Origin of the sequence: Acetobacter tropicalis, assembly GCF_001580915.1 — a bacterium.
Classification (GTDB): domain Bacteria; phylum Pseudomonadota; class Alphaproteobacteria; order Acetobacterales; family Acetobacteraceae; genus Acetobacter; species Acetobacter tropicalis.
The window spans coordinates 59,247-84,517 of sequence record NZ_LHZQ01000221.1 but is presented as its reverse complement, the minus strand read 5'-3'; the positions used below and the strand labels follow the sequence as shown (position 1 = coordinate 84,517).

The 25,271-nt window shown below is 60.1% G+C and carries 20 protein-coding genes; 15 read left to right on the top strand and 5 right to left on the bottom strand.

The features are described 5' to 3' along the window. Nucleotides 1-56 precede the first annotated feature (56 nt). Nucleotides 57-1,250: a cell division protein ZapE gene (gene zapE, locus AD944_RS14435; RefSeq protein ID WP_006558576.1), complete on the bottom strand. Its 1,194-nt coding sequence runs from the start codon at nt 1,248-1,250 to the stop codon at nt 57-59. A gap of 131 nt (nt 1,251-1,381) precedes the next feature. Here zapE and AD944_RS14430 point away from each other — a divergent pair, with 131 nt between their 5' ends. Beyond that, nucleotides 1,382-1,720, top strand: a complete 339-nt coding sequence (locus tag AD944_RS14430; protein WP_045542424.1) for a carboxymuconolactone decarboxylase family protein — start codon at nt 1,382-1,384, stop codon at nt 1,718-1,720. A gap of 82 nt (nt 1,721-1,802) precedes the next feature. Here the strand turns inward: AD944_RS14430 and AD944_RS14425 are convergent, their stop codons facing one another. Both AD944_RS14425 and AD944_RS16870 read right to left on the bottom strand, forming a co-directional pair. After that, nucleotides 1,803-4,025 (bottom strand): ComEC/Rec2 family competence protein, encoded by a 2,223-nt coding sequence (locus AD944_RS14425; protein WP_082741222.1) that lies wholly within the window; start codon nt 4,023-4,025, stop codon nt 1,803-1,805. Continuing rightward, complete coding sequence (locus AD944_RS16870; protein WP_156477262.1) at nt 4,022-4,180, bottom strand: hypothetical protein; 159 nt, start codon at nt 4,178-4,180, stop codon at nt 4,022-4,024. Before AD944_RS16870 ends, AD944_RS14425 begins: the two co-directional genes overlap by 4 nt. Between AD944_RS16870 and gltX the strand changes: the two genes are divergently transcribed. The 11 genes from gltX to AD944_RS14370 all read left to right on the top strand — a co-directional run bounded on the left by gltX (nt 4,179) and on the right by AD944_RS14370 (nt 19,431). Beyond that, nucleotides 4,179-5,585, top strand: a complete 1,407-nt coding sequence (gene gltX, locus AD944_RS14420; protein ID WP_045542383.1) for a glutamate--tRNA ligase — start codon at nt 4,179-4,181, stop codon at nt 5,583-5,585. The two genes, AD944_RS16870 and gltX, sit on opposite strands and share 2 nt — an antisense overlap. Then, a complete protein-coding gene (locus AD944_RS14415) occupies nt 5,578-6,519 on the top strand; it encodes an aspartate carbamoyltransferase catalytic subunit (protein WP_006558571.1) in 942 nt (313 codons plus the stop codon). The genes gltX and AD944_RS14415 overlap by 8 nt, the downstream gene beginning before the upstream one ends. Next, entirely contained in the window at nt 6,516-7,808 is a 1,293-nt protein-coding gene (locus AD944_RS14410; protein ID WP_045542384.1) for a dihydroorotase, read from the top strand. The genes AD944_RS14415 and AD944_RS14410 overlap by 4 nt, the downstream gene beginning before the upstream one ends. Beyond that, a complete protein-coding gene (gene plsY, locus AD944_RS14405; protein WP_082741239.1) occupies nt 7,808-8,449 on the top strand; it encodes a glycerol-3-phosphate 1-O-acyltransferase PlsY in 642 nt (213 codons plus the stop codon). The genes AD944_RS14410 and plsY overlap by 1 nt, the downstream gene beginning before the upstream one ends. 10 nt (nt 8,450-8,459) lie before the next feature. Continuing rightward, nucleotides 8,460-9,677: a DNA-processing protein DprA gene (dprA, locus tag AD944_RS14400; RefSeq protein WP_045542386.1), complete on the top strand. Its 1,218-nt coding sequence runs from the start codon at nt 8,460-8,462 to the stop codon at nt 9,675-9,677. 32 nt (nt 9,678-9,709) lie between these two features. After that, nucleotides 9,710-12,406 (top strand): type I DNA topoisomerase, encoded by a 2,697-nt coding sequence (gene topA / locus AD944_RS14395; RefSeq protein ID WP_045542387.1) that lies wholly within the window; start codon nt 9,710-9,712, stop codon nt 12,404-12,406. Between the two features lie 6 nt (nt 12,407-12,412). Next, nucleotides 12,413-14,662: an RNB domain-containing ribonuclease gene (locus AD944_RS14390; protein ID WP_045542388.1), complete on the top strand. Its 2,250-nt coding sequence runs from the start codon at nt 12,413-12,415 to the stop codon at nt 14,660-14,662. Then, nucleotides 14,652-16,514: a S41 family peptidase gene (locus tag AD944_RS14385; protein ID WP_045542389.1), complete on the top strand. Its 1,863-nt coding sequence runs from the start codon at nt 14,652-14,654 to the stop codon at nt 16,512-16,514. The genes AD944_RS14390 and AD944_RS14385 overlap by 11 nt, the downstream gene beginning before the upstream one ends. After that, nucleotides 16,511-16,849, top strand: coding sequence for a DUF1491 family protein (locus AD944_RS14380; RefSeq protein ID WP_035379364.1), 339 nt, complete (start codon nt 16,511-16,513; stop codon nt 16,847-16,849). The genes AD944_RS14385 and AD944_RS14380 overlap by 4 nt, the downstream gene beginning before the upstream one ends. Nucleotides 16,850-17,052: 203 nt before the next feature. Next, the gene (locus AD944_RS14375; RefSeq protein WP_035379365.1) at nt 17,053-18,201 is read left to right on the top strand and encodes an OmpA family protein; all 1,149 of its coding nucleotides are present in this window, start codon (nt 17,053-17,055) and stop codon (nt 18,199-18,201) included. 114 nt (nt 18,202-18,315) lie between these two features. Further along, the gene (locus AD944_RS14370; RefSeq protein ID WP_045542390.1) at nt 18,316-19,431 is read left to right on the top strand and encodes a THUMP domain-containing class I SAM-dependent RNA methyltransferase; all 1,116 of its coding nucleotides are present in this window, start codon (nt 18,316-18,318) and stop codon (nt 19,429-19,431) included. A 231-nt stretch (nt 19,432-19,662) separates the two neighbouring features. Here AD944_RS14370 and cysK read toward each other — a convergent pair whose 3' ends face one another. After that, entirely contained in the window at nt 19,663-20,649 is a 987-nt protein-coding gene (cysK, locus tag AD944_RS14365; protein WP_035379368.1) for a cysteine synthase A, read from the bottom strand. 148 nt (nt 20,650-20,797) lie between these two features. Between cysK and AD944_RS14360 the strand changes: the two genes are divergently transcribed. After that, a complete protein-coding gene (locus tag AD944_RS14360) occupies nt 20,798-21,247 on the top strand; it encodes an RrF2 family transcriptional regulator (RefSeq protein WP_035379370.1) in 450 nt (149 codons plus the stop codon). Nucleotides 21,248-21,497: 250 nt separating this feature from the next. Here the strand turns inward: AD944_RS14360 and AD944_RS14355 are convergent, their stop codons facing one another. Further along, nucleotides 21,498-22,031 (bottom strand): Ig-like domain-containing protein, encoded by a 534-nt coding sequence (locus AD944_RS14355; RefSeq protein ID WP_035379372.1) that lies wholly within the window; start codon nt 22,029-22,031, stop codon nt 21,498-21,500. Nucleotides 22,032-22,478: 447 nt separating this feature from the next. On the opposite strand from AD944_RS14355, the gene AD944_RS14350 reads away from it, so the two are divergent. Together AD944_RS14350 and parE are read left to right on the top strand one after the other, a co-directional pair. Next, entirely contained in the window at nt 22,479-23,012 is a 534-nt protein-coding gene (locus AD944_RS14350; RefSeq protein WP_035379374.1) for a hypothetical protein, read from the top strand. Nucleotides 23,013-23,194: 182 nt separating this feature from the next. After that, a complete protein-coding gene (parE, locus tag AD944_RS14345; RefSeq protein ID WP_045542391.1) occupies nt 23,195-25,234 on the top strand; it encodes a DNA topoisomerase IV subunit B in 2,040 nt (679 codons plus the stop codon). Nucleotides 25,235-25,271: the final 37 nt, after the last annotated feature.

The following is a 25,271-nucleotide window of genomic DNA, read 5'->3' as shown; positions in this document are numbered from 1 at the left end:
AGCCGCACTGTGATTTTGCTAGACCGCGCCTGCGGCAGGAACAAGAGAGCCGGCTGTCACGCTCTAGAGAGCCGATGCGCCGCCTGTGCTGCCTTGGCACCTTGCTCCAGCCAGCTTTCACTACTCATCTCAGCAAGACGTGATGCCGTACGGGCAAAGGCATCCGCTCCTTCCCCCGTTGTGAACAACTGGTCCGGGGTAGCGGCAGCCGAGGCAAAAAGCAGATTTCCGTTGTCGTACAAGGCGTCAATCAACGTTATGAAGCGGCGGGCGAGGTTGGCTTCGTCCTGTCCCATTTTGGGAATGTCATCTATGACCAGCACCGTGAACTGTTTCGCCAGGGCCAGATAGTCATTCGGGCCGCGTGGTTTTCCACACAAAGAGTTGAAATCAAAGCGCGCCACCGGGCCTGCCGCCTGATCCACCTCAAACGTGCGCCCACTGAACTCCAGCGTGACGGGTTTGGGCTGCTCGCCCTCCGCATAGCGGGCAAAAATCTCGCCCAATCGGGCTTTTGCCTGTGCATCGGCAGGCACAATCCATGTCTCGCGGTCCTGCTGGCGCCCACGCCGGTAATCCCGTGGCGAATCAAGCTCCACGGTGTCCAGCTCACGCTTGATGATGGCGATAAAGGGCTTGAACGCATCAGCACCAGGGCGGTTCTGAAACAACTCACCCGGTTCCGTGTTGGACGTGGCAACAATCACCACACCATCGGCAAACAGGGCCTCGAACAGACGCCCCAGAATCATGGCGTCAGCAATGTCATTCACCTGAAATTCGTCAAAGCACAAAAGATGAGCACGGGCAGCAAGCGCCTTGGCCAGCGGCGGAATGGGGTCCGTCATGCCCGGATTGGCGGCTTTGAGGTCATGCAGCTTCTGGTGCACATCCTGCATGAAACGCAGAAAATGGATGCGTTCCTTCAGTTTGACCGGCGCGCAACTGTAGAACAGGTCCATCACCATGGTTTTGCCTCGGCCAACCCGGCCCACAATATACAGCCCGCGTGGGCGCTGGGGCGGCGGGGGCGGCTTGATACGGCGCGCAAGCCCGGCCAGCAGCCCCTTGGGCGGGGGCGGCGGAGGCTGCATGGTGCTCAGCTCATGCCACAACTGGTCCAGCCGCTTGATAACGCGGGCCTGATCCGGATCGCTCTTCAGCTCACCCGCAGCGATACGCTGCTGATAAACCGCCAGAGGCCCCTGCCCTGACAAAGCCGAGGCCTTATTCATGCTCATATCGTTCATACCTTACGCCGATAGCTGGGGGGCGGACTGCTCCGCAAGAGCGTAAGGCTCTCCTAACCGTGTCGTGACAGACTCTGCCCGTTCTGATGCAGTCTAGCCTGTTATTTTCACAAAAGCAGGAGTGCATCATTGTGACCGACTGGAATGCCTATCGCGCCCATCTGGGCCAGAGCGTAAAAGTGCTGGCAAAGCTTTCTCCCAACACGCTGGAAGGCTTGCAGAAGCTGGAAACGGTTGCGCCAGAACACAAACATCTGGACGACAAGACGCGGGAACTGATCTCACTTGCCGTGGCTGTAACAACCCGGTGTGACGGCTGCATTTCCGTCCATACGGTTGCGGCCAAAAAAGCCGGTGCCAGCAAGGAAGAAATTGCCGAGGCACTGGGCGTAGCCGTGGCCCTGAACGCCGGAGCGGCCCTTGTCTATTCCAGCCGTGCGCTGGATGCGTTTGAGACTGTGAAAGACTAAGCCGCCGCCTGCTTTCAGAAGGCCCTCCGGCTTTTCAGAAAAAGCAGGCCATTCCGCCCACCCCCTTGCGCCCCTCCTCCCCTTATTCAGAAGGCGCAAGGGGCAGGTTGGGCATGCCGTGCCCTCCGGGTTTCATTACCCAAGGGCGCGCGCCGCGCACGGCGCGATCTGTCACGACGCGCACGCCCTGCTTTTCCAGATACACAGCCTGCGCTCCTTCCCGCCATGCGGAGAAGCGATCCAACCTGCGCGCATTGGGGCAGGAGTCGCGCAGGGGCGCGCTGCTGATCACTACATCCATGTCAGCGCACAGAGCGTCAGGCAGACGCGCCATGCCATCGGTTTTATCCACGACCCGCAGCAACGCCATTCGCCCGTTTTTGCTGACAAAACAGATATCCGGATCTCCATCTTCCCCACAACTGAGCACACCATCAGGCGTCTGCCCTTTTACAGGAAACGGTTCAGGCACACGCGCAAAAGCCTGCGCCCATGCAGCCTGCACAGCCGCAGAATCCCGCGAACGACCAGCAACCAGCAGATGGCCGCCATCCCGCACCGCCATCAGCCCACCGTCCGGGCTGATCAGAACATCCGGCTGAACCAGCAATAATGGGGACAGCATGCCTAGCGCTACAGGCACCACGCCCCACAATCGCCAGCGCTGCCGCCATAAACACAGCCAGCAGAGCCCCAGCAACACGACCCCAAGCCCCCATGTGGGCATGTGCGGCACACTCACCCGTGCAGCAGGCAATCGGGCAACCCCATGCGCCATGGAAAGCACCAGATCTATTCCCCAGCCCATGGGCATCAGTGCCATCGCTTCCACATGAAATGGCATCAGCAGCAGGGCCAGCAGCCCGAGCGGCATAATCCACACCGCCATCAGGGGCACGGCCAGCAAATTGGCGAGCACAAAAAAAGGCTGGATCTGGCCAAAATGCGCCATAACGATGGGCAACGTTGCCAGCCCGGCCAGCAGGCTGGTGAGCGCCAGCGCTATGAGATGGCATACCAACCAGTGCGCCATACCCGTTGCCCGCGCCCGATACCTGGCAAACCATGGCCCCAGAGCCTCATAACCGGCAACAAGCGCCATAACGGCGGCGAAGGACATCTGGAACGCCACGCCCAGCAGTTCCTCCGGCATGATCAGCAGCAGAAGCGCGGCAGCCAAAGCCAGCCCTCGCATAGACACAACGCGCCTGCCCACCGCTATGCCCAGCACAGCGATTGACGCCATGATCAAACTGCGGATGACGGGCAGATGCAGCCCGGTCAGCATGGCGTATCCGGCCCCGCCCACCAACGCCAGCAAAGCGGACAGTGCCTTGCAGGGCCAACGCAGGGCAGCCCATTCCCACAGGGCGAGCCCAAGCCGGAAAAGCCCCATCAGCAAGCCCATCACCAAGCCCAGATGCAGCCCGGCCACAGCCAGAAGATGCGCCAGACCAGACGCTGCAAAATCCTCCCGCACAGCGCGCGGCACACTGGCGCTTTCTCCCGTCAGCACGGTAGAGGCCACTCCTCCCACGGCTCCCGGCAGCACCACACGAATACGGGCATCCAGCGTTTCCCGCAAAGGTTCGAGAACCGTGACAATCCAGCCTCTCTGACGAGAGGATACACTGAGACGCTCAACCGGATTCAAAGCCCGGCCATACCCGGCGCTGTTGGCAAACCATGCCTCCCGCTGAAGGTCTCTCCCGCCGGGGAATGCAGGAAACGGCGGCGGCATCAGCATGACCCGCACCCACACTTCATCACCGGGGGCCAGATTCCCCATATCGTCGGGCTTCAATTTCACGCGCAGGGTGCGCTTCAGGGGCAGCATGTCCGCATCCAGCGAGGTCTCGAACCGGGCGTTCGCCAGCACAACCATACGGCCAGGCACAGCGCCATCCCGCCCTGCTACTGCGGCCATACTCTGCACCGTGCCCGTTATCTCCACCGCCCGACGCGGTAGCTCCGGCATGGGCGGATGCCGATGCGTTGAAAGCCACGCCGCCAGAAACCCCACAGCAACCGCGAGGCAGCCACCAGCCACTATGCGCCCCCAAACGCTCTGCCAGCCGCGCCACAGCCCCAACAAAGCCGCCCCAATGCAGAGCATGGGCAAAGCGACCCCGCCCCATACGGAAGGCTCCTGCCGCAACCCGAAATATCCCGCCACACCCAGCGCCATGCCAACAGGCACCCACAGCACCAGCCGCCCCTGCTCCGCCAGCAAAAGGGCCGTCACGGCGGTAAGGAGATCACTTTTGAGGAACACGATTGTTTCGCGCAGGGAGCCCTCCTTCAAAACGGAGCATCCGGCATCAGCATCCTGTGCTGCATGAAGCCCGCACCCGGAACAGCCATGCGCCCTCCGGGCAGGCCACGTGCACAGGCTGAGGCACCGGAACGCTCAAGACCATATGGCTCCCCGCGCCCGTGCGTGATAAGGAAGCGCCTCATGACGAAAATCCGCACACGTTTTGCCCCGAGTCCGACAGGCCTGCTGCATATCGGCAACGCCCGCGCGGCCCTGTTCAATTTTCTCTTTGCCCGTCATCACGGCGGCGAGTTCCTCCTGCGTATCGAGGATACCGACCGTGAGCGTTCCACCCAACAGGCAGTAGACGTTATTTTTGACGGGCTGGCCTGGATGGGCATTACGGCGGATGAAGAACCCGTTTTCCAGTCCACCCGCCAGCCCCGCCATACGGAAGTGGCGCTGGAGCTACTGGAAAAAGGCCTCGCCTACAAATGCTACTGCACGCCTGAAGAGCTGAAGCAGATGCGTGAGGACGCTATGAAAAATGGCAAACCCCCACGCTATAATGGCATGTGGCGTGACCGTGATCCCTCAGAAGCTCCAGCCGGAGCCCCCTACGCCGTGCGCATCAAGGCCCCGCGTGAAGGGGAAACCGTGATTGAAGATCTGGTGCAGGGCGAAGTGCGCGTAGCCAATGCGGAACTGGATGACATGATCATCCTGCGCTCCGACGGCACCCCCACCTACCAGCATGCCGTGGTGGTGGATGATCATGACATGGACATTACGCACGTGATTCGTGGCGATGACCATCTGACCAATACCTTCCGTCAGGCCATGATCTACCGCGCCATGGGCTGGGATCTGCCCCGCTTTGCCCATCTGCCGCTTATTCATGGGCCGGATGGCGCCAAGCTGTCCAAGCGGCACGGCGCGCAGTCCGTGGTGGAATTCCGCGATGAAGGCTATCTGCCGGAAGCCCTGTGCAACTACCTGCTGCGTCTGGGCTGGGGCCATGGCGATGCGGAAATCCTCTCCCGTGAAGAACAGATCAAGCTGTTTGATCTGGACGGCGTCGGTCGCTCCCCCTCTCGCATGGATTACGCCAAGCTGCTGCACATCAACGCTGTATGGCTGCGTCAGGCCGATGATGACCGCCTGACCAATGATGTGATGGACCGCCTGAAAGCCGTAGATGGCGTTGCAACGGACGACACCACCTGCGCCCGTGTGCTGGCCCTGATGCCCGGCCTGAAGGAACGCGCCCGCACGCTGGTTGAACTGGCGGACAGTGCCGCCTTCCTTGGCCGCCATGTGCCGCTGCCCTTCAACGCCAAGGCGGAAAAACTGCTGACACCGGAAGCCCGCACCATTCTGGATGGTCTGGCGCGTGAACTGGCCGCCGTGCCGGACTTCACCCCGGAAGAAATTGACGCCGCCCTACGCCGCTTTGCCGAGCGTGAAGGCCATAAGCTGGGGCAGGTTGCGCAGCCGCTGCGCGCTGCCGTAACCGGGTCCAACACTTCACCGGGGATCGACGCGACCCTCTTTGCCCTTGGCAAGGATGAAACGCTGGCCCGTATCGGAGCCGTGCTCAATGGCTAGCTTTTCCGGCCGTCACACACAGCATCTGCTCGGACTGGAAGGCATGACGCCCAATCAGATCGAGCCGTTGCTTGATCTGGCCGAAAGCTATGCCCTGCTGAACCGCTCCCGCAAGGTCCCACGCGATGTGCTGCGGGGCCGCACGCTGATCAACCTGTTTTTTGAAGACAGCACCCGCACCCGCACCTCCTTCGAGCTTGCGGGCAAGCGGCTGGGCGCGGATGTGATCAACATGTCCGTGGCGCAGTCTTCCGTAAACAAGGGCGAAACGCTGCTGGACACCGCAGCTACCCTCAACGCCATGCAGGCGGATCTGCTGGTGGTACGGCATGCACAGTCGGGCGCACCGGCCCTGCTGGCGCAGAAGGTGGAAGCATGTGTGGTAAACGCGGGTGATGGCACGCACGAGCACCCTACACAGGCATTGCTGGATGCCCTGACCATCCGCCGTCATTGCGGCCATCTGGCAGGGCTGACAGTAGCCATCTGCGGCGATGTCGCCCATTCCCGCGTGGCGCGCTCCAATATCCATCTGCTCACCACCATGGGCAGCCGTGTGCGCGTGGTCGGCCCGCCTACTTTGGTGCCGGGGGCCATCCGCCATCTGGGTGTGGATATTTTCCACACCATGGAAGAAGGCCTGCGCGATGTGGATGTGGTGATGATGCTACGCCTGCAACGCGAACGCATGTCTTCCGGCCTTATTCCCAGCGCGCGTGAATATTTCCGTTTCTACGGGCTGGATAACCGGCGGCTGGCGCTAGCCAAACCCAAGGCACTGGTCATGCACCCCGGCCCCATGAACCGGGGTGTGGAAATTGACAGTCAGGTGGCTGATTCAGACCAGAGCGTGATTCAGGAACAGGTTGAAATGGGCGTGGCCGTGCGTATGGCCGTGCTTGATCGGCTGACCCGCAGCAGGCACTCCGCATGAGCACCCTTCTTTTTGAAAACGTCCGCCTTCTGGACCCTTCCTCCGGGCTGGATGAACCCGGTCGTCTGCTGGTCCGCGATGGCGTAGTTGACGCCACGGACAAAGCCGGAGCCGAAGGCACGCCTGAAGACGCGCAGGTTATCAATGGTCAGGGCGCGGTTCTGTGCCCCGGCCTTGTGGACATGCGCGTTGAAATTGGTGAGCCCGGCCATGAATATCGTGAAACCATCGCCTCTGCCGCCCGTGCGGCCTCGGCTGGCGGCATCACCACCATTGCCATTCTGCCAACCTGCGAGCCCGCCATTGATAACCCCGCGCTGGTGCGTCTGCTCCGCACCCGTGGGGAGGAAACTGGCGCCATTACCATTCTGCCCTACGGCGCACTGACCAAAGGCTGCAAGGGGCAGGAACTGGCGGAAATCGGCCTGCTGCATGAAGCCGGAGCCGTAGCCTTTACTGATGGCGCACGTGCCATAGACCCCGCCAAACTGATGCGGCTGGCGCTGTCTTATGCTGGCGGGTTCGGAGCTATGGTGGTGCAGCACCCGGAAGAGCCTTCTCTGGCCGGTTCCGGCTGCGCCACGGCGGGAGAACTGGCCACCCGCCTTGGTCTGCCCGGCATCCCCCCGGTGGCGGAAGCCATCATGATTGCCCGTGATATCCGTCTGGCGGAACTAACGGGCGGGCGATTGCATTTCGGCCATGTCTCGACCGGGGAAGGCGTAAACCTGATCCGTCGGGCCAAGGCACGCGGCCTGAATGTGACGTGTGACACCGCCCCTCCTTATTTTGACCTGAACGAAAACGCGATTGGTGACTTCCGCACCTACGCCAAGTTCTCGCCCCCTCTGCGGGCGGAAGAAGACCGTCTGGCAATCTGCGCTGCGTTGGCCGATGGCACCATTGACGCCATAGCGTCCGACCATCTGCCGCGCGATGCGGATGATAAGCGGCTGCCTTTTGCGCAGGCCGCAACAGGTGGCACCGGCATGGTGACCCTGCTGGGCGTAACACTGGCCCGCGTTCATGACGGCACACTCACCCTGCCGCAAGCCATTGCCCTTCTGACCCACAAGCCGGCCGCTCTGCTTGGCACCTCGGCTGGCACCCTCGCCAAAGGAGCCACGGCTGATCTGTGCCTGTTTGCACCGGAACAAAGCTGGCTGGTGGAAGCGGGTAAATTGCCGGGCCGGGCCCAGAACACACCGTTCGATGGCCGCCCACTGGAAGGCCGTGTTCTCGGCACATGGAAAGCCGGGCGCCGCGTGTATGAGGCTACCAGCGCATGATGGAAGCCCTGCCGTCCTACGCGCTGTGGCTTATGGCTGCCATGGCTTTCCTGGGGTACGTGCTGGGAAGCGTTCCCTTTGGGCTGATCCTGACCAATCTGGCCGGTGCGGGGGATCTGCGCAAAATCGGGTCTGGCAATATTGGGGCCACCAACGTGCTGCGCACAGGCCGCAAGGACCTTGCCGCCGCCACGCTGGGGTTGGATGCCGCCAAGGGGCTTCTGGCGGTTCTGATCGCATGGATCATGACCCCGCCAGACTTTGCAGACCGCATTACCTCCGTCACCGCATTGGCGGTGGTTGTGGGCCATTGCTATCCCATTTTCCTTGGGTTCAAGGGCGGCAAAGGCGTGGCTACGGGGTTGGGCGCCATGCTCGCCCTTTCGCCGCTCACGGGGCTGGCGGGTTGCGCTGCGTGGCTGGGTGTTGCACGGGTTACCCGCATTTCCTCTGCCGGAGCCATTGCCGCCTTTATTGTCATGCCAGTGGTAAACTGTGCGCTTTATGGGTTCAGCTTTCGGGCATCCCCCAAGCCCATGGCCACGTTGCTGATCAGCATTCTGGTGCTGGCGCGGCATCACGCCAACATTGGCCGTATTCTGAACGGCACCGAACCACGGGTTGCGCCAAAACAGAAATGACGGCGCGCGTATGACCTCCCTGGCCGCCTGCCTGCGCCTGGCCCGGACCGATTCGGTAGGGCCGCGCACATGGCGGCGGCTGGTGGAGCGCTACCAAACCCCGGAAGCAGCGCTGGACGCCCTGCCCCATCTGCCAGCCCGCAACGGGCGCACTCAACTTATCCCTCCATCACCCACGCACATTGAGGCGGAAATAGACGCCACCCTGAAAATAGGGGGCCAGTTTCTGACTCTGCTCGATGCCACCTACCCTCCCTTGCTGCGCGCCTGCCCGGACGCACCGCCTGTTATCAGTGTGTTGGGAGATGCCTCCTGCCTGAGCAAACCGGGGGTGGGGTTGGTGGGCGCACGAAATGCCTCGGCCCACGGCGTCAGACTGGCGGAAAGTCTGGCCACGGAACTGGCTGAAGCTGGGCTGGTGGTTATTTCCGGATTAGCGCGCGGCATAGATCGTGCGGCCCATATGGGGGCGTTGCACCGGCACGGTCTGACCATTGCCGCCATTGCGGGCGGACTGGACTGCCCCTACCCGCGTGAAAACGCCGCCCTTCATGCCGAAATTGCAGAAAAAGGCGTGCTGGTTACAGAAGCACCCTTAGGCACCACACCCACGGCCCGCCATTTTCCACGCCGCAACCGCCTGATTGCTGGGCTGGGGCTAGGCTGTGTTGTGGTGGAGGCTGCGCCCCATTCCGGCACCCTGATTACTGCCCGGCTGGTGGTGGATTATGGCCGAGAACTGTTTGCCGTGCCCGGCTCACCGCTTGATTCGCGCTGCCGAGGCAGCAACAATCTGCTGCGCCAGGGTGCCATTCTGACCGAAAGCGTAGCGGATATCCTGCCCAATCTGCCCGCCATTCCTGCATGCCCTGAAAAAAACCCTCCCCTCTTCCCCACGCAACCCGACCCGGTGCAGGAAGGGAGTGTAAAAAAGGGATCAACTGCACAAAAGCAGAACAAATCCGCCATTCAAAGCGCATTTTCCCTGCCTCTTCCCGCACCGGCAGAACGCTCCGGCGGGGCACCAGTCAGCCCCGAAAACGTGCGGGAAAAAGTGCTTGATCTTCTCTCCTTTACGCCCATACCGGTTGACGATCTTGTTAGGCACTGCCAGTTCTCAGCTTCCACTGTCTTGACCGTGCTCACGGAACTTGAGCTTTCCGGCTGCGTAGACTCCCTCCCCGGTGGGCGGATTGTTCTGGCAGCACCGCATGGAAAAGACGGCTGATCAAGTGCTGCTTCCGGCAGGTCGGAGAGAGTATGACTGACGTTGTGGTGGTCGAGTCGCCCGCAAAGGCGAAAACGATCAACAAATATCTTGGCGATGGCTACACCGTGCTGGCCTCCTTTGGGCATGTACGCGATTTGCCGCCCAAAGATGGTTCCGTACGCCCGGACGAAGGCTTTGCCATGTCCTGGCAGTCTGATGAGCGTGGCACCAAGCAGGTTGCCGCCATCATCAAGGCGTTGCGGGGCGCCAAGCACCTCTATCTGGCCACTGACCCGGACCGTGAAGGCGAGGCTATTTCCTGGCACGTCCGGTCCATGCTGGAAGAAAAGAAAGCCCTGAAAGGGGTGGAGGTGCAGCGCGTCACCTTCAACGAGATCACCAAAAGCGCCATCAAATACGCTATGGCGCACCCGCGTGAGCTCGATTTCCCGTTGATCGAAGCCTATCTGGCCCGCCGCGCGCTGGATTATCTGGTGGGGTTCACGCTTTCTCCCGTACTGTGGCGCAAGCTGCCGGGCTCCCGCAGTGCTGGCCGCGTGCAGTCCGTCGCCCTGCGGCTGATCTGCGAGCGTGAGGCGGAAATTGAAGTTTTCCAGCCGCGTGAATACTGGACCGTTACCGCATCCCTCACCACGCCTTCTGGCGCACCGTTTACAGCCCGGCTGACACATCTGGATGGCAAGAAGCTTGACCAGTTTGATCTGGCCAACGCCGAACTGGCCGAAGCTGCCCGCAAGGCTGTGGAAGCAGAAAACCTTTCCGTCAAATCTGTTGAGCGGCGGAAGGTGCGGCGCAATCCGCAGCCGCCTTTCACCACCTCCACCTTGCAGCAGGAAGCCTCCCGCAAGCTGGGCATGGGGGCGCAGGTCACCATGCGCACAGCCCAGCAGCTTTATGAAGGCATTGATCTGGGCGGGGAAACCGTTGGTCTGATCACCTATATGCGAACCGATGGTGTGCAGATGGCAGGAGAAGCCATCGGGGCCATTCGCTCCCACATTGGCAAGCATATTGGTGAAAATTACGTTCCGGCGCAGCCGCGCCATTACACATCCAAAGCCAAAAACGCGCAGGAAGCGCATGAAGCCATTCGCCCCACGGATGTCTTCCGCACGCCGTCCTCCGTTGCCTCCCATCTGACGCAGGACCAGCGCCGCCTGTATGAGCTGATCTGGAAACGCGCGGTGGCCAGCCAGATGGAATCGGCAGCCCTTGATCAGGTTGCGGTGGATATTGCAGGCCCCTCCGGCAAAACCGTGCTGCGCGCCAATGGCTCCATCATCACGTTTGATGGCTTCCTGCGCCTTTATACGGAAGGGCGGGATGACAGTGACAAACCGGCGGATGACGAATCCCGGATGCTGCCCCCCATGCAGGAGCGTGACCCGCTCAAGCGTGAGGATGTAAAGGCCGATCAGCATTTCACGCAGCCGCCGCCGCGTTTCTCGGAAGCCTCACTGGTCAAGAAAATGGAAGAAATCGGCATTGGCCGCCCTTCCACTTACGCTTCCATTCTTACCGTGCTGCGTGACCGCAATTACGTCACGCTGGAAAACCGGCGCTTTGTGCCGGAAGCCCGCGGGCGGTTGGTCACGGCGTTCCTTGTCTCGTTCTTTGAACGCTATGTGGACACCAAGTTCACCGCCAGCCTTGAAGAACTGCTGGATGATATTTCTGGCGGCCGTGCGGAATGGAAGCAGGTTCTGGCCTCCTTCTGGCACGATTTCTCCAAGGCGGTGGATGACACCAAGGAACTGACCATCACTGATGTGCTGAACGCACTGGATCAGGATCTTGGGCCGTTCTTCTTCCCGCCGCGCCCGGACGGGTCTGACCCACGCCACTGCACGGCCTGCGGCACGGGGCGGCTTGGGCTGAAGCTGGGCCGTTATGGCGCGTTCATTGGCTGCTCCAACTATCCTGAGTGCCAGTACACCCGCCGCCTTTCTGCTGACAGTGCAGAAGACGGTGACGGCAGCAGCGCGCTGAAGGATGGTATGCGCGTTCTGGGTCAACACCCCGAAACGGGTGAGGATATCACCGTGCGTCAGGGCCCATGGGGCCTGTATGTGCAGCAGGGTGAACCAGACCCGGAAGACAAGAAAGCCAAACCCAAACGTGCTTCCCTGCCCAAAGGGCTGGATGGAGAAAAGATCACGCTTGATCAGGCCGTGGGCTTGCTCTCGCTACCACGTCTGGTTGGCATTCATCCTGAAACAGGAGAACCCATTCAGGCCGGACTGGGGCGCTTTGGCCCGTTTGTGAAAATGGGCGCGGTCTATGGGTCTCTGGATAAGGACGATGATGTTCTGACCATTGGCCTGAACCGGGCTGTGGATGCGCTGGCCAAAAAGCTGGCCTCCATCCGTACGCTGGGCAACCACCCCAAGGATCAGGAACCCGTTATGGTGCGCAAGGGCCGGTTTGGCCCCTATGTGCAGCATGGCCAGATTGTTGCGACCCTTCCCCGTGGCACGGATATGGACGCGGTTACGCTGGATGAGGCACTGGCGTTGCTGGCTGAAAAAGGCAAACCCCTGAAAGCCAAAGCGGGAGCCGCCAAAAAGAAAACCGCGGCCAAAAGCACCACCAAGGCCGCACCGAAAAAAACGGCTACCAAAAAGACAGCAAAAACCGCTGAGGGTGAGGCTGCTCCTGCCCAGGAGAAGAAAGCAGCGCCCAAAAAACCACGCGCCACCACCACACGGAAGAAAAAGGCGGAGTAGCCCATCATGCCCAAGGGCATCGGGGCCTCGGCCCTGCCCGGACATGAGGTCATTCGCCAGTTTCTGGAGGCAGACAGCGCTCCCGTAGGGCCTACGGACATTCTGCGGGCACTCGGCTTGCCTGCGCGCCTGAAGGCGGCCCTCCGTGCAACGCTGCATGATATGGCACTGGCAGGTGATCTGGCCTGCCTGCCGCCGGGTCGCCTGAAAGGCGTAACTGGTCTGCCTGAAACCGTGCGGGCAACCCTGACCCGCCTCCGATCAGACGGGCAGGCTTACGCCTCTCAGCCCGATCATCCCGGCACCTCCATTCTACTGACGGCAACCCTGCCAGATGGCACATTGCTTCTCCCGGGCGATGAGGTCATTGCCCGCTTGCGGCCTCGCCTCTCCCTGCGCGGCAGACGGGAAGGGCGCCCCCTGCACCTGATTTCCTCTGCTCCACGCTACTTCCCCGCAACAGTACAGGCGGCTCCCACACCGCCGGGCAAGGAAGCTCAGGCGCATACCCTTCTCCCTCGCGTTTCAAATGGTGGAAGCCTGACCGCACCGCGAGCGGCATCAACCGCTCCCTCTCTCGATACCTCGGAGCAGAGCGAACAAATAATCAGGCTCATCCCGTGTGATCGTCGATTCGATCTGGTGCTTCACACAGTTTCTGAACCTCTGGCACCTGATACGGTGGTACTGGCTGAAATACGGGCACAGCAGCAGACCGGAAATCCGCCGGAAGCCGATATCCGCTCCGTTCTAGGGCCTGTGGATGCGCCAGGCATGGCCGCCAGACTCGCTGTTCTTACACACCCCATGCCCTCTGCCTTCTCCCCGGAAGCGGAGGCAGAAGCACATCTTCTGGCAGCCCGCCCTGTTGATGCAAAGGCAGCAGCCTCCACCGTCACAGATACACCCTCTCTCTCTGATATTCCGCGCAAGTTACCGGCTCACCCATCTGGTCGTCGGGATCTGCGCAGCATTCCGCTTGTCACGATTGATGAGGAAACGGCGCAGGACTTTGATGACGCCATCTGGGCGGAACGCACGGATGATGGTTTTCACATCCTCATCGCCATTGCGGATGTCGCCCATTATGTCCGTCCTGGTTCGGCACTGGATCAGGAAGCCAGAAATCGGGGCAATTCGGTCTATCTGCCCGGGCAGGTGGTGCCCATGTTGCCGCTGGCGCTTTCTGCTGGGCTGTGCTCGCTCAAACCGGGAGAAGACCGGCTGTGTGTTTATATTGATCTGCAGATCACGCCTCAAGGGCAACGGATATCAGGCACGTTAGGACGAGGTTTGATGCGCAGCGCCGCACGCCTGACCTATCAGGCCGTGCACGCAGCCCTTGAGCCTTCTCCTCAGCCAGCCTCTTCCTCATCGTCTCCCCTGCCCTCCGGGTCAGACGCCTCTTCTTCTCTCCCGCCAGATCTGCTGCCAACCCTTATGGCCGCCGCCCAAGCCTTGCGGCAGGCGCAGTCACCTCAGGCGGCGGACGTCACGCCAGAAGAGGAGTTTGTGGTCACACTGGACGCCCAAGGCCTCCCCACCGCCTTTACCCCCCGGCAGCGACTGCCTGCACATGAGCTTGTGGCCAGTTTCATGATTGCAGCAAACGGCTTTGCCGCGGAGGAACTGGACCGCCGCATGGCCCCGGGGCTGTTCCGGGTGCATCCGGCACCATCCCCCACCATGGGGCTGGGTCGCCAGATGGCGCGCTATGCCCCGCGCCCTGCGTGGCATGATGGGCTGAGGCTGGCCTGTTATACCCATTTCACCAGCCCCATCCGCCGATATGCGGATCTGGTGAATCACCGCGCCCTACTGGCAACACTGGAGCCGTTTAACACCACGCCGCAGACCGGTAGCGAATCAGACACCCTTTCAACTCGTGCGGCGCATGCTCTGGCCGGGCATCTGCATCTTGCAGAGCGCCGTGCTTCTTCTGCCACACAAGCGTGCTATAATCGGTTAGCAGCCCTCTTCTTGCGGCCTTTTATCGGCCAGATCCTGCATGCACGTGTAACCGGAACAACACGGACCGGCGCTACCGTGACATTGACGAAAACCGGAACTCCGTCTTTCCTTTTTTCAAGCGCCTTGCCGGATGAATTACGGATGAATGACGACTCGCCTACCCCATGCACAAGCTTACCCTCTGAAGCCGCGCTTCAGGTGGGCGCTGTGGTGCCTGTTGTCCTGATCTCAACCAATCCGGCGCAAGGCACGCTTGATCTGGCTCTTGCCCGCAATGCGCGCTGAAGCAGCCTTACGCCTTGTGCCACCCATACGCCGGGTGCTGCCCTGTGTTCTGATTGCCACATTACTGGTGTGCCAACCCGTGCCGCTTAAAGCACAGTCAGGCAACACGCCACCCCGGCCAGACACACTCCCCTCCGCTCCGCCGGATGCACAGAAAGCCGCCCAACCTGCACAAGCGCCGACGGCACCAGCCGCTGCCAGTGCGGCACAGGCAGCCTCTTCTTCAGGCCCTTCCAACACCACGGTAACAAGTGCGGCCAACACGCAGGAAGACGCACATGCCGCCCAGCCGGAAGCCGGAGCCGGGACGGAGGCCGCGCCGAAGCAGGCGGCTTCCGCCTTGCCTGATGCTGTTCAGCCCCCTCCCGCCGCGCCCCCGCTGGATATGCCGCTTGTGCATTCCGTGATTGCGACCGCGCTGGAATTCCTTGGCCCGCGCACACTTGAACAGCATTCCAGCCGAGACTTCGCACTATGGGGGCTTGGAAGCCTGACCGCACTGGATCCCACGCTGACCCTCGATTCCCGAGGCGCTGATATCCGCCTGCTGTCCGGACAGACACCCCTGCTCACGCGCCCTGCCCCCGCCGCCCAAAACGATGAGGCATGGGCTCAACTTGCGGTGGATTTCATGGCCGCAGCCCGTGACCATTCAGAAGGTGTGCGCACCGCCACACGGGAAGAACTGGTGCAAGCTTTTTTTGATGAACTGTTCAACCATCTGGACCCCTACTCCCGCTATATCGGCCCGTCCTCCGCCACAACGGACCGCGAGGCCCGCGTAGGAGGAGAAGCGGATGCTGGTATCACGCTGGCCCGCAAGGGACGGGATATCGTCATTTCCGCCGTCAATGCCAACGGGCCTGCATGGTCGGCTGAGGTGGACACCGGGGACAAGCTTCTGGCGGTCAATAACCGGCTGACGGCGGGGCAATCAGTAGAGACCGTCACCAACTGGTTGCGCGGTGAGGAAGATTCCCGTGTAACATTGCGATTGCTCTCACCCGGTCGGCGCAGGGGGCATACGGTTGTGCTGCACCGCGCCAAGGTGCCGCCCGAAACCGTGTTCGCCTTCGCCAGCGGATCTCTGGTGGTGCTGCGCGTGACGGCGTTCTCCTCTGATACGGCCGAGGAAATGAGCCAGTATCTGGATCAGGCCACGCAAGACCCCGGCCTGAAGGGGCTGATTATTGATCTGCGCGGCAACCGGGGCGGTGTGCTGCAACAGGCTGTAACCGCCGCCGCCCTGCTGCTGGACCGCGGCGTGGCGGCCGTCACCGATGGGCGGGACGCGCAAGCCAACCATATCTGGGCTGTTCAGGGTGGAGACATGACGAACGGTCTCCCTATTGCCATTCTGGTGGATGGGCGAACGGCAAGTGCCGCCGAAATTCTGGCTGCCGCCTTGGCCGACCACAAGCGTGCGGTTGTCATCGGCAGCTCTACACTGGGCAAAGGGCTGGTGCAGACCGTGGCGCAGTTGCCTGATGAAGGAGAGTTGTTTGTGACATGGAGCCGCGTGATCGCGCCGCTGCATTGGCCGTTGCAGGGGCTGGGTGTCATGCCGCAGATCTGCACCAGTCTTGGTGAAGCGGACAGCACACGCCAGATGCATGACCTTGCCCATGGCCAGCTTGATAACCAGCCTGCCGTGCAGGCCTCCCGCGCGGCGCGTTTTCCCCTGCCGGTCTCGCGAATTCTGGCTATCCGCAAGGCCTGCCCGGCTGCATTGGGCAGTGATCGGGACCTGACGGTGGCGCGTTCCTTACTGGAAAACAAGGCGTGGTACGCCACGGCCCTTTCCGCCATACCCGATGACCCCGCCGCCATGCCCACTACGGTACGCGAATGACCAGTTCCCGCCTGCGTTCTGATTTTGTGGCACGCGCCATCCTGCGCCAGAGCGCGCAGGATGGGCGCTCCGCCATGCTGCTGCGCAAGGGAGACCCGGATGCTGGAAGTATTTTAGTCCTTTTGCAGGAACGGGATGGCTCTACTGTTGTTCTCAGCCAGACAAGAACAGCAGAAGGCGAGGCCGCGTGGCTTCGTGCATCAGGTGAAACACCGCTTACGCCAGAAGAAACGGCCCTCTATATTGAACGCCAGACACGTTTTGATCCGGATATCTGGGTGCTGGAACTTGAAGCCCCCGGATTCAGACCTCCGTTTGAAGCAACTCTGGTCTGAAATAACCTGAAGGATGTGTGACTTATGTCACACGCAGAGCGGCCTGATGACACACAAAACCCCTGTGTTTTTGAAATCTGCCGTCCCTGCCTGTTGCACACAACGCAAGTTTACAGCAAAGAAGGCAGGCATATGTGCTTTATACGCACCAATATCGTGATGCCCGGTCACTGCGGAAACAGTGCCACAGCAGGGAGAAGAACATGAAGCTGCGCCAAGGCCTCCTCGCGCAATCACTGCTTTCTGCGCCGCTTGTCGCTGGCTTCCTGCTGTTTGCCGCCCCGGCAATGGCTCAGCCCGTGCAGGGGCTGTATATTGCAGGTGAAGGCGGAGCCACCTTCAATCAGGATCAACGCGTCAGAACTTCCCCCATGTTTCCTGATGGACGGGACCGCTGGCACACCGGCGGCACCGGAATCGGGTCTATCGGCTACGGTCTTGGGAATGGGTTCCGCGTTGAAGTGGAGGGGGATTACCGCTCCATGGCGTATTCACGCTTTGTCACCAACACGCTGAGCAGCCGTGCTGATGGGCGGCGTGAGACCTATGGCGTAATGGCCAACGCCCTGTTTGACATGGATATCGGCAAGCCCTGGCTGTTCCCGTATTTTGGAGCAGGCATCGGGTATGGCTGGACCCATCTAAACACCACCGTGACCGCACCGGGTAATCAGTTTAACCAGCATATTGGCGGCACGTTCGGCAATTTTGCGTATCAGGGCATTTTTGGTCTGGCCTTCCCCACCCCATGGGTGGTTGGCCTGTCCTTTACGGCGGAATACCGGTTCTGGACCATGCTTGGTCCGCAGTCTCATGGCGCAACGGCATGGGGCACCATTGGGGGGGCCAACCAGAGCAAGCCATACAGCTTTGCCAGCGGCAACCGCGACACAAAAACCGATTTCAACCACTCGCTGATGCTGGGCCTGCGGTACGAATTTAACCCTGCACCGCCTCCCCCGCCGCCGCCTGCTGAACAGGCTGCTCCGGCTCCACAGGCGGCGCGCAGCTATCTGGTGTTTTTTGACTGGGATAAATCGGACCTGACAGACCGCGCCCGTTCCATTGTCTCTGTTGCCGCGCAGGCTTCTACCCACACCAACCTGACGCGCATTACCGTTTCAGGCTATACGGACAACTCTTCCGCTTTTCCGGGTCAGAAACGTGGGGAGGCTTACAACATGAAGCTCTCTCTGCGCCGTGCGGAAATTGTTAAAGCCGAACTGATGCGGGACGGTGTGCCCGGCGCCACCATCGATATTCATGGCTATGGGGAAAGCAATCCTCTGGTGCCAACAGGCCCCAATACCAAGGAACCGCAGAACCGTCGGGTGGAAATTATTTTCCGCTAAAACGGGCGTCTGCCTCCTCCCTTTTTTGAAAGCCGCTCTGGTGCCCTGCCAGAGCGGCTTTTTAGTCTTGCGCCCTGCATTGCTCTCCTCGTCCGTTCCTGCCATTCAGACGCCATGACAAAACAGGCTGATTTCGAGATTTTTCTTGCCACCACACCGGGTCTGGAATCCGTGCTGTGCTCTGAAGTGCGCCTGAAAGGGTTCAAGAAACCCGCGGCTGTCCCCGGGGGTGTCACCATAAAAGGGGGCTGGCCAGAAGTCTGGCGCGCCAATTTATGGGTGCGTGGCGCAAGCCGCGTGCTGGCGCGAATCGTCTCTTTTCCAGCCTTGCACCTCTCCCAACTGGAGCGCCGTACGCGGCAGGTGGCGTGGGCGGATATTCTACGGCCTGATGTTCCTTTCCGGGTAGAAGCCTCCTGCGCAGGCTCGCGCATCTATCATGCAGGAGCCGCCGCCGAGCGCATTGCCAACGCCATTGAAAAAACGTTGGGCGCCCCCCAGGCACCAGATGCGGAAATTGTGCTGAAGGCCCGCATTGAACAGAATGTCTGCACCATCAGTATCGATACATCAGGCGATCTCCTGCATAAGCGCGGCCATAAAGAGGCCGTCAATCGCGCCCCTTTGCGAGAAACCATGGCGTCCCTGTTCCTGCTCCAATGTGGGTACACCGGCGCGGAACCTGTGCTGGACCCCATGTGTGGATCTGGAACCTTTGTGATTGAAGCGGCAGAAATCGCGGCACGGCTCAATCCGGGCCGCACCCGCCATTTTGCCTTTGAACATCTGGTCTCGTTCAACATTGAGGCATGGCAGCAGATGCGCGCTGTTAAAAGCAGCCGCACACCCACCGCCCATTTCTACGGTAGTGACCGTGATGCCGGAGCCATAGCCATGAGCCGCGCCAATGCGGAACGAGCTGATGTGACCGGCTGCACCACCTTTACCCAGCAAACAATAAGTACCCTCACACCTCCAGACGGCCCGACAGGATTAGTCATCACCAATCCGCCTTACGGCACCCGGCTGGGAGACAAGGCGCAACTTGCGGCTCTCTATCGGGCGTTTGGACAAACCATGCGAGAGCGCTTCTCCGGCTGGCGGGTAGGAATGGTGACCAGTGAGCCGACCTTGGCCTACGCAACTGGCCTGCCCTTCCTGCCTCCTGCCGCACCAGTGCCCCATGGAGGGTTACGCATCACTCTGTTCCAGACTGCTCCCCTTCCCTAAAAGAAAGGCGTCTTACACACAGGCTCAAGCACCATGGTTGAGAAGGCCTCCACAAGTCCCCCTCCACCCCAGCCAGAGCGGAAACGCAGCCAGCCGGTGTCTGGTGATGGAAAAGGATGCCGAAAAAGACAGTGCGAGAAGGGACGATACCCAGCGCGGAAAGATCGTGGCGCACAAAAAACGCTGGCCCCGTAAGGGAACCAGCGTTTTTCAGGCAAACAGGTGCTGTTTTTACAGTCCGTTAAACAACGATGTGGAGAGATAACGCTCCGCAAAAGACGGCGTAATCACAACAATGGTCTTGTTTTTATAGGCAGGCTTCTGGGCAAGCTGGAGCGCGGCATGCAAGGCTGCACCGGAAGAAATACCCACCGGAATACCATCCAGACGCGCACACCGCCGTGCTGCGGCAATGGCTTCACGTTCGGACACCGTCAGCACGCCATCCAGAGATTTGGTATGAAGCGTAGCCGGACAGAAACCGGGGCCGATGCCCTGAATACCGTGTGGGCCGGGTTCATCACCGTTCAGAATGGCACTTTCAACTGGTTCCACCCCAAATACCTGCAAACCTTTGCGGCGCGGCTTTAGAGCTTCTGCGATGCCGGTTGCGGTGCCGCCGGTGCCAACACCAGCCACAACCACATCAACCTTGCCATTGGTATCCGCCCAGATTTCTTCTGCCGTAGTGGCAGCATGCACGGCCGGGTTAGCCTCGTTATCAAACTGGTCCGGCATCCATGCGTCCGGCGTTTCGGCAACAATCTCGTTAGCGCGGGCAATCGCACCGGCCATGCCAAGGCGTGAGGGGGTGAGTTCAACCTGTGCGTCCATCAGGCGCAACATCCGTCGGCGTTCAATGGAAGCGCCTTCTGGCATGGTGACAATCAGGCGGTAGCCACGGGCCGCAGCAACAAACGCCAGAGAAATACCGGTATTTCCAGAGGTAGGTTCCACCAGCACCGTGCGGCCGGGAACAATGCGCCCTTCCCTTTCCGCAGAAAGAATCATGGCCGCACCAATACGGTCCTTTACTGATCCGAGCGGATTGAAAAACTCGAGTTTGAGCAGCACGCGGGCCTTCAGCTTGTCTTCCTCTGTGATGTGCGGCAGCGCCACCAGCGGCGTTCCCCCAACCACATTGACGATAGACTCGTAAATCTGTCCGCGCGGTGCGGCAAAACCGTAGTTTTCAACAGAACGATCAGAAACTGTCATGAACCCGCCTTTTTATTTGTCAGCACAACTGGCATCAGTATAATACGAATGAACTACGTAGATAAATCTGACTTCCCCTGCTATATGTCAAGCTAACGAAGACATACCACTACATTTGCCTTTTTTTGAGGTGAAAGGAAACAGGCCCATGATCCTGCGCCGTGATAGAGCCATGACTGCCGTGCTTATCATGCTGGATGTTGCTTTCCATGCCGGACGTTCTGGCACAGTCAGCGCAGCCGATATTGCAGAACGATCCAATCTGGCCCGCCGGGGTATTGAACCCCTTCTTCAGGCGCTTTCCCGTTCCAGCCTGCTGGAAAGTATCCGTGGCCCCCGTGGCGGGTATCGGCTTGGCCGCCCCCGGCGTGATATCTCTCTGGTAGATATCATCAATGCCGTGACACAGGATGATCAGGGGGGAGATGATGGACCACAGGGGCCCCTGTTCACCAAAGTCATTGAGCCAAGCTGGAAGCTGTTTGACAAGGAACTGACCATCCAGATGAAAAAGACCAGTCTGGATGATCTGGTGAAAAAAGCGGAAAGCTCTGGCCTGAAGCGTCCGTTGAGCGAACCCATCACGTTCTCAATCTAAGACACTCTCCAGTGTCAGACGTGCTTTTCTACATCTGACACCACTCTTTTTCGGCCCACTGCCTCAGGCATTCTGCCTTTGAGGTCAGTTATCTCTCGTCAAGCCCCCTCCTCACGCGTGGTTTTGGAAAACGCGTTCGGGCGGAGGGGGAAACAAAAAAAGCGCGTCTGGGCTACAGGAAGCCAGACGCGCTTTTTTGTAACCGCAGAACACTGACAGAACAGACCTCGGCCTGCTCTGTCAGAAAAAATTATTTCTTGCGGGCCGTTACACGACGGCGTGTCGTGGTGGTCTTCTTGGTTTCGGTGGGGGCTGTTACCGCTGGCACAACAGGGCGGGGCAGCACAACACCAGTTGCATCAACCTGAGCCGTTACCGTCAGGCGGGTCCGTTTTTCACCCTGCCCCGGCACCAGAATAACCGTGAAGGTATCCGTGCCCGCATACCCCATGGTGGGGGTGTAGGTTACGTGGGTGTCCCGATCCAGGCTGTACAGAAACGCCTTACCGTGTTCCGGCGCAGGGGACACACCGAAGGAGGCATAAGACTTGCCTGAAGGCTGCGAGATTTTCAGCTCGCACAGTCCATCATCGGACCGGACAGTCATGGTTGTGGACATCTGGCCATCCGCACCCGTCTTGATGGGTGTTGTGCTACATACGGCCGACTTCTTCATATACCCGAACGGGTTGGGGGTTCCAACCTGAACAGGGCCGCTTGTTGTCGCACAGCCGGCAAGCATACCACCAGTTAGCGCCAGAACGGCAATTCCTCGCAAGCGCACTCGTCAGCTCCGGTTAAATAATAAAAAGGATGAACCCTGCGCGTTCCAAGGTCTATCGACAGATGCTCTCGCCCTGCCCCGATGCCCTGCACGCCATGATTCGCTTTTGCGTTTAGAACATCCCGCGCAAGGAAGAAAGAGGCATAAGAGGCCCCATCATCACACATCAGGTTCCCGCCTGCCGCCGGAACAACAAAAACATTATTTTGCCCCAAATTCGCGCTTTGTGTCCGTACGTATGACCATCTGCCGCACCACCCTGCTCTGAAGGCGGAAACGCCCTTCAGAAAAGCTGAGATGCGGTATGAAAAATTACCTGTATCTTTCTCTGCTGAATACGCTATTTCGTTTCGTCAAACCTTGAAGAGACCGTTACATACGCTGCGCGACAGGGAACACCTTAAAGTGATGAGGGAGGCCCGTTCCAGCATATATCGGAGGAACCGCATGTCTTCTTTTTCCCGTCTTCTGGCCGCCGGTGTGTTTGCTGCGGGCGTGCTGCACAGTTCTTACAGCCTTGCCGCAACCCCCTGCGGCCACTCCTCCGCGCATGAAGCTTTTGCGGTGCAGGCTCTCAAAAGCGAACTGATGGTAACCGCTCTCTCCTGCAACGCGCAGGAACGCTACAACTCCTTCGTTGCCAAGTTCCGCAGCAATCTGCTGAATGAAGAACAGAAGCTGAACACCTATTTCCGCTCCACCTATGGCCGCAGCGCCCAGCGCGAGCATGATGATTACATTACCCAACTGGCCAACGTGCAGTCAGAAAAAGGGCTTTCCGCGGGCACCATCTTCTGCCAGCAGCGCATGGCCATGTTTGATGAAGTCAACGCGCTGGACACCACGGAAGATCTGTCCAACTACACGGAAGCCAAGGACATCACGCAGCCTGCGTCCTTTGAAACCTGTGCCGCACCGGCTTCCAACAGCAGCCGCCCCTCCCGCCCGGCACGCCGTACACGTAGCACCCGCCGCGCCTGAACCGGGCTCTTTCACGACCAGACACATTTAAGGCCGCTCTCATGCGGCCTTAGTTTTTTTGTGGGCTGCTGTTTTCCGCCCGGTTTTTCAAAAGCATTCCTCTTTTTCCGTCCGCCCTATTCCGCAAACCTGTTAATGCTTCTGCTTGACGAATCATCGGCAAAGCGGGACAGACCTTACCCATGAGCGACCTGTTTTCCGAGCCCCCTCCGCCCCGTAAACCTGCCGGAAAGACGGCGGCCTCTTCCGCCGCCAGAACAGAGGCAGGCAACACGCAGGCCTATGACGCCAGCGCCATTGAAGTTCTTGAAGGGCTGGAGCCCGTACGCCGCCGCCCCGGCATGTATATTGGCGGCACGGATGAAACCGCCCTGCACCATCTGGCTGCGGAAGTTCTTGATAACGCAATGGATGAAGCCGTGGCGGGCCACGCTTCCACCATTGATGTCTCTCTGGACCCAGGAGACAAGTTGACCATACGGGATAATGGTCGCGGCATTCCGGTTGATCCTCACCCCCGCTTTCCAGATCGCTCCGCACTGGAAGTTATTCTGACCACCCTGCATGCAGGCGGAAAGTTCTCCGGCAAGGCCTATGCCACATCAGGCGGCCTGCACGGAGTAGGGTCCTCCGTAGTGAACGCCCTGTCCTCCCGCATGGAAGTGGAAATCGCACGTGACCGCGCTGTGTGGCAGCAGGTGTATGAGCGCGGTATTCCCGTCACGCCGCTGGAGAAAATCGGCCCGACCCAGAACCGGCGCGGCACACAGATTTCCTTTGTGCCGGATTCCCAGATTTTTGGTTCTCACCATTTTTCACCCTCCCGGCTGTATAAGCTCTGCCGTTCCAAGGCGTTCCTGTTCCGTGGCGTAACCATCCGCTGGACCTGTGATCCTTCCCTGATCAAAAGCGGGGATGACACCCCCACCGAGGCCGTTCTGCACTTTCCCGGCGGGTTGGCAGACAGCCTGACGGATGAACTCGGCCCCAAAGCACCGCTGCTCACGCCTCTGTGGGCGGGGGATGCTGCCCTCCCTCCAGCAGCCGATGGCACGGATAATGGCCGCGTAGAATGGGCTGTCGCCTTTCTGGAAGGCGGCACAGCAACGCTGGCATCCTACTGCAATACCATTCCCACCCCACAGGGTGGTACGCATGAGAACGGATTCCGGAACGCGCTGGTAAAGGGACTCCGCGCATGGGGAGACCAGCGTTCTAATAAGAAAGCTGCCTCCATCACGGCAGAAGACGTGTTGGGCATGATTTCCGCGAAGCTCTCCGTCTTTATCCGTGACCCTCAGTTTCAGGGCCAAACCAAAGAAAAACTGACCTCTTCAGAAGCCAGCAAGCTTGTTGAAACCGCTCTGCGAGACCGTTTTGACCACTGGTTGGCACAAAACCCTCCTCAGGCGGATGCTCTGCTGGGCTTTGTGATTGAGCGGGCGGAAGAACGCCTGCGCCGGCGCGAACAGAAGGACACACCGCGCAAAAGCGCCACCCGCCGCCTGCGCCTGCCCGGCAAGCTGACGGACTGCACCCGCGAACGTGCGGATGAAACCGAAATCTTTCTGGTGGAAGGCGACTCGGCTGGCGGCTCCGCCAAGCAGGCTCGTAACCGCGAAACGCAGGCCGTTCTTCCCCTTCGTGGTAAAATTCTGAACGTGGCCAGCGCCACCACGGAAAAACTGCGGGCGAATCAGGAACTCCGCGACCTGATTGAAGCGCTTGGCTGTGGGTCAGGAGATCGGTTTGACCTTTCCAAGCTGCGCTATGGCCGTGTGATCATCATGACTGACGCGGATGTGGACGGTGCCCACATCGCCTCCCTGCTCATGACGTTCTTCTACCGTGAACTACCGGATCTGATCCGTAACGGGCACCTCTACCTTGCCCAGCCGCCCCTCTACCGGCTGACACAGGGCGCACGTTCCGTTTACGCCATGGATGATGCAGACCGTGAACGGAAGCTCAAGACCGAGTTCAAAGCCAAAGGCAAGATTGATGTGTCCCGTTTTAAAGGTCTGGGGGAAATGCCCCCGGCTGATCTTAAAAACACCACCATGGACCCATCCCGCCGCACCCTGCTGCGCGTTGTGGCCCCTCCGGAAGATCGTCTGGCTACCCGTGAACGGGTAGAAAGCCTTATGGGCCGCAAACCGGAGCTTCGCTTCGCCTTCATTCAGGAACATGCGCAATCCGTGGGTGAATTGCTGGACGTGTAACCCGCCCCTCCACCTGAAAGCTTCTGTTTATGGCTCT

Bases quoted from the DNA above. Each gene is read 5' to 3' on its own strand.
- zapE (WP_006558576.1), bottom strand. From the start codon at position 1,250: ATGAACGATATGAGCATGAATAAGGCCTCGGCTTTGTCAGGGCAGGGG.
- gltX (WP_045542383.1), top strand. From the start codon at position 4,179: ATGACGAAAATCCGCACACGTTTTGCCCCGAGTCCGACAGGCCTGCTG.
- AD944_RS16870 (WP_156477262.1), bottom strand. From the start codon at position 4,180: ATGAGGCGCTTCCTTATCACGCACGGGCGCGGGGAGCCATATGGTCTT.
- AD944_RS14415 (WP_006558571.1), top strand. From the start codon at position 5,578: ATGGCTAGCTTTTCCGGCCGTCACACACAGCATCTGCTCGGACTGGAA.
- AD944_RS14410 (WP_045542384.1), top strand. From the start codon at position 6,516: ATGAGCACCCTTCTTTTTGAAAACGTCCGCCTTCTGGACCCTTCCTCC.
- plsY (WP_082741239.1), top strand. From the start codon at position 7,808: ATGGAAGCCCTGCCGTCCTACGCGCTGTGGCTTATGGCTGCCATGGCT.
- dprA (WP_045542386.1), top strand. From the start codon at position 8,460: ATGACCTCCCTGGCCGCCTGCCTGCGCCTGGCCCGGACCGATTCGGTA.
- topA (WP_045542387.1), top strand. From the start codon at position 9,710: ATGACTGACGTTGTGGTGGTCGAGTCGCCCGCAAAGGCGAAAACGATC.
- AD944_RS14390 (WP_045542388.1), top strand. From the start codon at position 12,413: ATGCCCAAGGGCATCGGGGCCTCGGCCCTGCCCGGACATGAGGTCATT.
- AD944_RS14385 (WP_045542389.1), top strand. From the start codon at position 14,652: ATGCGCGCTGAAGCAGCCTTACGCCTTGTGCCACCCATACGCCGGGTG.
- AD944_RS14380 (WP_035379364.1), top strand. From the start codon at position 16,511: ATGACCAGTTCCCGCCTGCGTTCTGATTTTGTGGCACGCGCCATCCTG.
- AD944_RS14375 (WP_035379365.1), top strand. From the start codon at position 17,053: ATGAAGCTGCGCCAAGGCCTCCTCGCGCAATCACTGCTTTCTGCGCCG.
- AD944_RS14370 (WP_045542390.1), top strand. From the start codon at position 18,316: ATGACAAAACAGGCTGATTTCGAGATTTTTCTTGCCACCACACCGGGT.
- cysK (WP_035379368.1), bottom strand. From the start codon at position 20,649: ATGACAGTTTCTGATCGTTCTGTTGAAAACTACGGTTTTGCCGCACCG.
- AD944_RS14360 (WP_035379370.1), top strand. From the start codon at position 20,798: ATGATCCTGCGCCGTGATAGAGCCATGACTGCCGTGCTTATCATGCTG.
- AD944_RS14350 (WP_035379374.1), top strand. From the start codon at position 22,479: ATGTCTTCTTTTTCCCGTCTTCTGGCCGCCGGTGTGTTTGCTGCGGGC.
- parE (WP_045542391.1), top strand. From the start codon at position 23,195: ATGAGCGACCTGTTTTCCGAGCCCCCTCCGCCCCGTAAACCTGCCGGA.